This window comes from Nocardia asiatica NBRC 100129 (genome assembly GCF_000308415.1).
In the GTDB taxonomy this organism is placed as follows: Bacteria; Actinomycetota; Actinomycetes; order Mycobacteriales; family Mycobacteriaceae; genus Nocardia; species Nocardia asiatica.
The window spans coordinates 1-7,305 of sequence record NZ_BAFS01000045.1 but is presented as its reverse complement, the minus strand read 5'-3'; the positions used below and the strand labels follow the sequence as shown (position 1 = coordinate 7,305).

Annotated in this window: 6 protein-coding genes; 2 read left to right on the top strand and 4 right to left on the bottom strand. The window is 70.4% G+C overall.

What is annotated here, in order from left to right:
• A partial coding sequence (locus tag ON27_RS05370) for an error-prone DNA polymerase (RefSeq protein WP_043720243.1) occupies positions 1-2,606 on the bottom strand: 2,606 nt, incomplete at its 3' end.
• 54 nt (positions 2,607-2,660) lie between these two features.
• Positions 2,661-3,116 carry a hypothetical protein gene (locus tag ON27_RS05365; RefSeq protein WP_043720239.1) on the bottom strand — a complete coding sequence of 152 codons (456 nt, stop codon included), beginning with the start codon at positions 3,114-3,116 and terminating at the stop codon, positions 2,661-2,663.
• Positions 3,117-3,337: 221 nt separating this feature from the next.
• Here ON27_RS05365 and ON27_RS05360 point away from each other — a divergent pair, with 221 nt between their 5' ends.
• Positions 3,338-4,291: an SDR family NAD(P)-dependent oxidoreductase gene (locus tag ON27_RS05360; protein WP_043720238.1), complete on the top strand. Its 954-nt coding sequence runs from the start codon at positions 3,338-3,340 to the stop codon at positions 4,289-4,291.
• 11 nt (positions 4,292-4,302) lie between these two features.
• Here ON27_RS05360 and ON27_RS05355 read toward each other — a convergent pair whose 3' ends face one another.
• Positions 4,303-5,046: an alpha/beta fold hydrolase gene (locus ON27_RS05355; protein WP_043720245.1), complete on the bottom strand. Its 744-nt coding sequence runs from the start codon at positions 5,044-5,046 to the stop codon at positions 4,303-4,305.
• A 178-nt stretch (positions 5,047-5,224) separates the two neighbouring features.
• On the opposite strand from ON27_RS05355, the gene ON27_RS05350 reads away from it, so the two are divergent.
• The gene (locus ON27_RS05350) at positions 5,225-5,923 is read left to right on the top strand and encodes a class I SAM-dependent DNA methyltransferase (RefSeq protein WP_043720235.1); all 699 of its coding nucleotides are present in this window, start codon (positions 5,225-5,227) and stop codon (positions 5,921-5,923) included.
• Between the two features lie 340 nt (positions 5,924-6,263).
• Here the strand turns inward: ON27_RS05350 and ON27_RS05345 are convergent.
• On the bottom strand, positions 6,264-7,305 hold a 1,042-nt coding region (locus ON27_RS05345; protein WP_043720232.1), incomplete at its 5' end, for a DNA polymerase Y subunit UmuC family protein.

The window sequence follows — 7,305 nt, the reverse complement described above, 5'->3', positions numbered from 1 at the left end:
ACCGCGACCCCGTGCCTGCGCGCGTCGGCGACCAGCGACTGCGGCGAGTAGAAACCCATCGGCTGGGCGCGCAGCAGGCCCGCGCAGAACGCGGCGGGATGGTGCAGTTTGAACCAGGCCGAGTAGTACACGATCGCGGCGAAACTCTGCGAATGACTCTCCGGGAAACCGAAATTCGCGAAGGCGTAGAGCTTCTCGTAGATGCGGTCGGCGACCTCGCCGGTGATCCCGTGCAGCTCGCGCATGCCCTGGTAGAGCCTCGTCTTGAGGCGTTCCATGCGCTCCGGCGACCGCTTGGAACCCATGGCGCGGCGCAGCTGATCGGCCTCGACGGCGGTGAATCCGGCGACGTCGACGGCCATCTGCATGAGCTGTTCCTGGAACAGCGGCACGCCGAGCGTGCGTTCCAGCGAATTCTTCAGCGCCGGATGGTCGTAGACGACGTCCTCCACACCGTTGCGCCTGCGGATGTAGGGGTGCACCGACCCGCCCTGGATCGGGCCGGGGCGGATCAGCGCCACCTCCACCACCAGGTCGTAGAAGCTACGCGGCCGCAGCCGGGGCAGGGTGGCCATCTGCGCCCGCGACTCGACCTGGAAGACGCCCACCGAGTCCGCGCGCGAGAGCATCGCGTAGACCTCGGGCTCGGCCAAGTCGAGCGAGTGCAGCTCGACGGTCTCGCCTTTGTGCTCGCGCACCAGGTCGATCATGTAGTGCAGTGCGGAGAGCATGCCCAGGCCGAGCATGTCGAACTTCACCAGATCGATGGCGGCGCAATCGTCCTTGTCCCACTGCAGAACGCTGCGGCCGGACATGCGCGCCCACTCCACCGGGCAGACGTCGGCGATCGGCCGGTCGCAGATCACCATGCCGCCGGAGTGGATGCCCAGGTGCCTGGGCAGGCCCTCGATGTCGGCGGCCAGTTCCAGCACCTCGGCGGGGATGTCGGTGTTCGTCTCGGCGCCGACGCCGGTCCAGCGGCTCACCTGCTTGCTCCACGCGTCCTGCTGGCCGGGCGAGAACCCCAGCGCCCGTGCGGCATCGCGCACCGCGGACTTGCCGCGATAGGTGATCACGTTGGCCACCTGCGCGGCGTACTCGCGGCCGTATTTGCGGTAGACGTGCTGGATCGCCTCTTCGCGGCGGTCGGATTCGATGTCGACATCGATGTCCGGCGGACCGTCGCGCTCCGGGGAAAGGAAACGCTCGAACAGCAGCTGGTTGCGCACCGGATCGACGTTGGTGATGCCGATCGCGTAGCAGACCGCGGAGTTGGCCGCCGAACCGCGGCCCTGGCAGAGAATGTCGTTGTTCTTGCAGAAGCTGACGATGTCGTGCACCACCAGGAAGTAGCCGGGGAACTCCAGGTCGTTGATCACCGCGAGTTCGTGTTCGATCTGCCGGTATGCCTCCGGGCTCTGCTCGGGGGAGCCGTAGCGCGCCGCGGCGCCGGTGAGGGCGAGTTCGCGCAGCCAGGACTGCTCGTCGTGCCCCGCGGGCACGTCGAACGGCGGCAGGTGGGGGGCGATCAGCTGCAGATCGAAAGCGCATTCGCGGGCCAGGGCCGCCGCGTTCGCCACCGCATGCGGGCAGTCGGCGAACAACCGCGCCATTTCGGCCCCGGATCGCAGGTGCGCGCCGCCCGCGGGGGCCAGCCAGCCCGCCATCTCGTCCAGGCTCTGCCTGGCCCGGATCGCCGCGAGCGCCATGGCTCGGCGGCGCTGACTCGGGGCGGCGAAGTGCGCTCCGGTAGTGGCCAGCACGGGCAGGCCGAGACGGTCGGCCAGGGCGATGAGGTGGGCGTTGCGCTCGTCGTCCTCCGGGATGCCGTGGTGGGTGAGTTCCACGCTCACCCGGTCGGCGCCGAAGCGGTCGGTCAGCTCGCGCAGCGCGGCCTCCGCTCGTTCCAGCCGGGCGCTTCCCGCGCGCAAGTCGAGTTCGAGGGCTCGGCGCAGGTGCCCCTTCCGGCATCCGGTCAGGATCTGCCAGTGCCCCTCGGCCGCCGCGGTGAGCGTGTCGAGGTCGTAGCGCAGAATGCCTTTCTCGCCCGCGGCCATGTGCGCGGCGGCGATCTCGCGCGACAGCCTGCGGTAGCCCTCCTGTCCGCGGGCCAGCACCAGCAGATGCGGCCCCGTCGGGTCCGGCGCTCCGGTGCGCGGCGCGGAGTCGGGGGCGGCGGCGTGCCCGCGTTCGGTGCCGGGAACGCGCGGCTCGGGCGCCGTGCCGAGGGACAGCTCCGCACCGAAGACGGTGGGCATCCCCCATTCCTTGGCCGCCTCGGCGAAGCGGACGGTGCCGTAGAAGCCGTCGTGGTCGGTGAGCGCGATCGCCGCCAAGCCGAGCCGCACCGCCTCCTCGACCAGTTCCTCCGGATGACTCGCGCCGTCCAGGAAGCTGTAGGCCGAGTGCGCGTGCAGCTCGGCGTACGGGACCGACGGTCCGTCGGCCCGGCGCACCGGCTCGGGCCGGTACTGCTCGCGTTTGCGCGACCACGCCGGACTGTCGCCGCCGTCGCCCGGATACTCCGCGTCGGGGTGCCGCCCGGACCGGCCGGACAGCACCCGCTCCATCTCCGCCCAGCTCGGCGGACCGTCGTCCCAGCCCACCACGCACCTCCTCACATCGAACATACATTCGATACCGAAGGATGTACAGGCAGGTCAGGAGGCTTTGAGCCGTTCGACGGACCCGGCGGCCAGCGCGTCCTCGACACCGCGCAGGCGGGCCCGGATGAGCGCGCCGTAGGCATCGGAGGCCAAGACGTCGAGATGGCCGCGAGCGATGGCCAATTGCATCCGGGCCACTTCGAACTCGCCGACCCGGCGATGACTGTCGGCCAGGTTCAGATACAGCGACGGCAGGAACCCGCGCAGACCTTCGTCCAGCGGCACGCCGGGTCCGAACACGGCGGCCAGTGCGCGCTGATCCCAGCGCAGCGCCTCGGCGGCCTCCTCTTGGAGGTCGGCGAGATGATGGGCGACCACGCAGCGATGCAGCGCCTCCCCGCGATCGCCGAGTTCGTCCCAGAGCTGCTCCAACGCCCGTCGCCCCGCCGCGGGGTCGACGCCACCGAGCCGCACCGCGGCAAACACCTCCGCCATCCGATCGTCCGACATGCGCTGAAGTATCGCACATATGTTCGAACGTTTCGAGCGTTGTTCGACGCGTTTCGCACACCCCGAAACCCGCACGCCCGTGCGGTTCTCGAATACGCCCGCCACACCGCGCGACGCGCCGCGGCGACCGGACCGGGCACCCCCGAGTGTGATCAGGACCACTTGGCAGTGAACTTACTTCAGAGTAAGTTCGTGGCCACCAGACCTGCAAAGGAGCAGCGATGACCGACGCAGCCGCTGAGCCCGCCCGGCGCCGCAACCGTGACCTCACCGGACGGCACGTCCTCATCACCGGAGCGTCCTCCGGCATCGGCCGGGCGGCGGCGGTGGCCGTCGCGGGCAAGGGCGCCACCGTGTTCCTGCTCGCGCGCCGGGGCGACGAACTCGCCGCGGTCGTCGACGAGATCAGGGCCGCGGGCGGCTCGGCCCACGGATACGTCTGCGACATCACCGACTCCGACTCCGTCGACCAGGTCGTCGGGGCCGTCCTGGGTGAACACGGCCACGTGGACATGCTGGTGAACAACGCGGGCCGCTCGATCCGCCGCGCCATCCACCGCTCCACCGACCGGCTGCACGACTTCGAACGCACCATGGCCGTCAACTACTTCGGCGCGCTGCGGCTGACGCTGGCCCTGCTGCCGCAGATGCGGGAACGCAAATTCGGGCACATCGTGAACATCAGCAGCGCGGGCGTGCAGATGGCCACGCCGCGATTCTCGGCATATCTGGCCAGCAAGGCGGCGCTGGACAAGTTCACCGAGGTGGCGGCCGTGGAGACCATGGCCGACGGGGTCACCTTCACCACCATCCACCTGCCGCTGGTGCGCACGCCGATGATCGCCCCGAGCGGCGATCAAGGCCCCGCCGAATCACCGGAATGGGCGGCGGCGACCATCGTGCGCGCGCTGATCGAACGGCCCAAACGCATCGACGTCCCGCTGGGGACCATCGCCGAGTACGGCGCCCTGCTCACCCCGAAGATCCGCGACCGGGTCCTGCACCGCTACTACCGCTCCCTGCCCGACTCCCCAGCGGCCAAGGGCGAGCAGACCACGCCGAGCGACGAACCGGCCGCCGTGCTCCCCGAGCCCCGGCCCCGGTCGGCCGCCCGCCGGGTCACGGGGACGGCCTTGCGACGAGCTGCCCGGTGGGTGCCCGGGACGCATTGGTGACGGTGGTCTGTTCAGCCCGCCAGGAACGGCCGGACCGCCGCGGCGAACTCCCGGTACCGGTCGCGATGGATGCTGTGGCCGCAGGTGAACGTGGTCACCGTGCAGTCGGGCAGACGTTCCCGTAGGGCGCCGAACTTGTCCGGGTCCACCATGCCGCCCGGTCCGCCGCACAACACCAGAGTGGGCGCGGTGATGTCGGAGAGCCGGTCCCACCACTCCGGGTTCGGCTTGCGGAACTGCTCCAGCGCCGTCTTCGTCATGGAACGGTCGAACGCGAGCACCGCGCGCGGATGCCGGGCCAGGCTGGAGGTGGCGTGCCACAATTCGGGCACGGTGGGAAAGCGGCGGGTCAGGCGCAATTCCTCGGCGCCGGATTGCAGCGGCAGCGGGCACTCCTCGATGACCAGCCTGCGCGCCAGTTCCGGCCGCTCCTGCGCCACGCGCGACACCGCGTAGCCGCCGAGGGAATGCCCGACCAGGTCCACCGCGGGCAACTCCAGATGATCGCAGAGGCGCAGCAGATCCTCGCCGAAGTCGTCGAAGAGATAGGAATCGGCGTGTGAACTGCGGCCGTGCCCGCGAAGGTCGGGGATGATCACCCGGCGTCCGGATTGCACCAGAACACGCGCGAACCGGTCCCAAGTGTGTCCGTCGCCGCCCATACCGTGCACCAGCATCACGGGGATGTCGCTGACCGCGCCCACCCCTGAATCCCGATAGGCGATCCGCACGTCGCCGAATGTCGTTTGGCCCATCGTCAGATCCACGACAGACGAGGATACCGGCTGTTATGCAGCCCGCATTCGCGGTGTAGCACGGATCACCACCGGAAGACGTTTACCGAAGCGTCGCGAAGTCTGCGGCGCGCGACGGTTTTTCGAGCAGCACGGTAATTGCCTGGCGCGGGCGTGAGCTCGGCACGATACTCGCCGCATGCCTTCCTTCGCCGATTTCGACCGCCGCGACTACCGCACCGTCGACGTCGCCACAGGCTACGACGGGTGGGCACCCACCTACGAGCAGACCGTCTTGGACGAGATGGATCTCGCGCTGCTCGGGCGATTGAACCTGGACCTGGGCCGAGTGCGTCGCGCGGCCGACCTCGGCTGCGGCACCGGGCGAACCGGAACGTGGCTGCGGGACAGCGGAATCACGCACATCGATGGGGTCGACGTGAGCCGAGGGATGCTGGCGTTCGCGGCCGCGCGCGGCGCGCACACCACGCTGACCCGTGCGGACGTGCGAGCCACCGGCCTGCCGGAAGGCGCCTATGACCTGGTGATCGCGTCGCTGATCGATGAGCACCTACCGGAATTGGCGCCGTTCTACGCCGAGGCGAGGCGCCTGGCCGCACCGGGCGCGCGCTGTGTACTGGTCAGCTATCACCCGCAATTCATCATGGTGTCCGGAATGCCGACGCACTACACCGATCCTTCCGGCGAGCCGGTGGCGATCAGCACCCACTTGCATCTCGTCAGCGAGCACCTGTCGGCCGGTTTGGCCGCCGGATGGGTCCTCACCGAGGTCGCCGAGGCACTGGTGGACGACGTGTTCCTGGCCCGGAAGCCGAAATGGGCTGACCTGCGCGGACATCCGTTCACCTTGGCGACGGTGTGGTCCCGCCCGGACTGAACCCGGCGCGGATCACGACCGGGTCGTCACCGGCTCGGCGCGTCACCGGCTCGGCGCGTCGACGGCTCGACGACTCGCCAGCTCGACGGCGCGACAGCGCGACGGCGCGCCAGCGCGACACCTCGTCAGCGCCACACCTCGTCACCGCCACACCTCGTCACCGCCACACCTCGTCAGCGCGACAACGCGGGCAGCGCGACAACGCGGGCAGCGCGCGACAACGCGGGCAGCGGGCAGCGGGCAACGCGGGCAGCGCGGCGGTACAGGTCATCGGATCGGACGGGTTCGCTCCCGGAGATTCGCCGTCGCATTCGGCATAGCTGACGCCCGCTGGGGGCGGTCAGTCGTAAAGCCCTTCGGCCCGCCAAGTTTCGTCGTGATAGACCAACAGCAGGACTTTGTCGGCGGCGGGGGCGTCGTCCAGTTGGACTTGAGCGCGGGCGGTGAATTTCGTGCCGGCCGAATCGGGCGCCCACCAGTGCTCGTCCACCGGCCACGGTCCTGCCCAGCCGGTCAGCCGCCACTGTCTGCTTCCCCAGCGCAGCAGTGCGGGGTCGGCGTCGAACATGGCGCGATCGGTGACTCTGACGAGCGCGCCGTCGGCGGCTTCCAGCCGCACCGGCGGACGGTTCAGCAGGAGCACGGCGGGGGCGGGTTCGGGCAACCGGCCCGGCCATGGCTGCGCGGGGTCGGCCGCGGGCACGAGTTCGTCACCCAGCGCGACCATGGTGACGCGTTCGGCGGGGCCGCGTCCGCCGCTGAGCACGCCGACCCGCACCGCTTCCCCGCCGAGCAATCCTTGCACCCGGATCAGCGCGCGGCGGGCGCGCTCGTCCTCTTCCCCGGTCCCGCCCCACAATCCGAGTTGCAGCGCGCCCGCCGTGACCACCTCGACAGGCTCCAGCCGCAGCACGGTGATCGGCGCGGTGGGCCGCACGCCGTCGCGCCGGGTGAGCCAGCCGTCCAGCTGCCAGCGCACCCGGTCCGCCGTGCCCTCCGGCGTGAGCGGCTCCGCGCATCGCCAGATCCGCGAGAGCTCCTCTCCGGCCGCGGTTTCCGCGTGCACCGAGAGCCTCGTGCAGGCCAGCCCGGCATCCGCGAGCGCGCTGTGCAGCCGGGTGGCGAGCAGACGCCCGGCGAAGGCCGCCGCATCGACCCGCTCGATCGGCGGATCACAGCGGTACTCCACCACCAGATCCGGCGGGGGTTGCCGCGCGGACGGCGGACGCTCCGGCTCGGCCCTGGCACAGCGATGCGCCAGCACGGCGTCGGTCCCGAACCGGGAGGCGACCTCCGCCGCGGCCAGCGCGGCGAAATCACCGATCCGGCGCAAGCCCAAACGGTGCAGCAGGTCGACCAGGTCGGCGCGTTCCGGGGCGGCC

Coding starts and splice junctions, on each gene's coding strand:
- ON27_RS05365 (WP_043720239.1), bottom strand. CDS start 3,116: ATGTCGGACGATCGGATGGCGGAGGTGTTTGCCGCGGTGCGGCTCGGT.
- ON27_RS05360 (WP_043720238.1), top strand. CDS start 3,338: ATGACCGACGCAGCCGCTGAGCCCGCCCGGCGCCGCAACCGTGACCTC.
- ON27_RS05355 (WP_043720245.1), bottom strand. CDS start 5,046: ATGGGCCAAACGACATTCGGCGACGTGCGGATCGCCTATCGGGATTCA.
- ON27_RS05350 (WP_043720235.1), top strand. CDS start 5,225: ATGCCTTCCTTCGCCGATTTCGACCGCCGCGACTACCGCACCGTCGAC.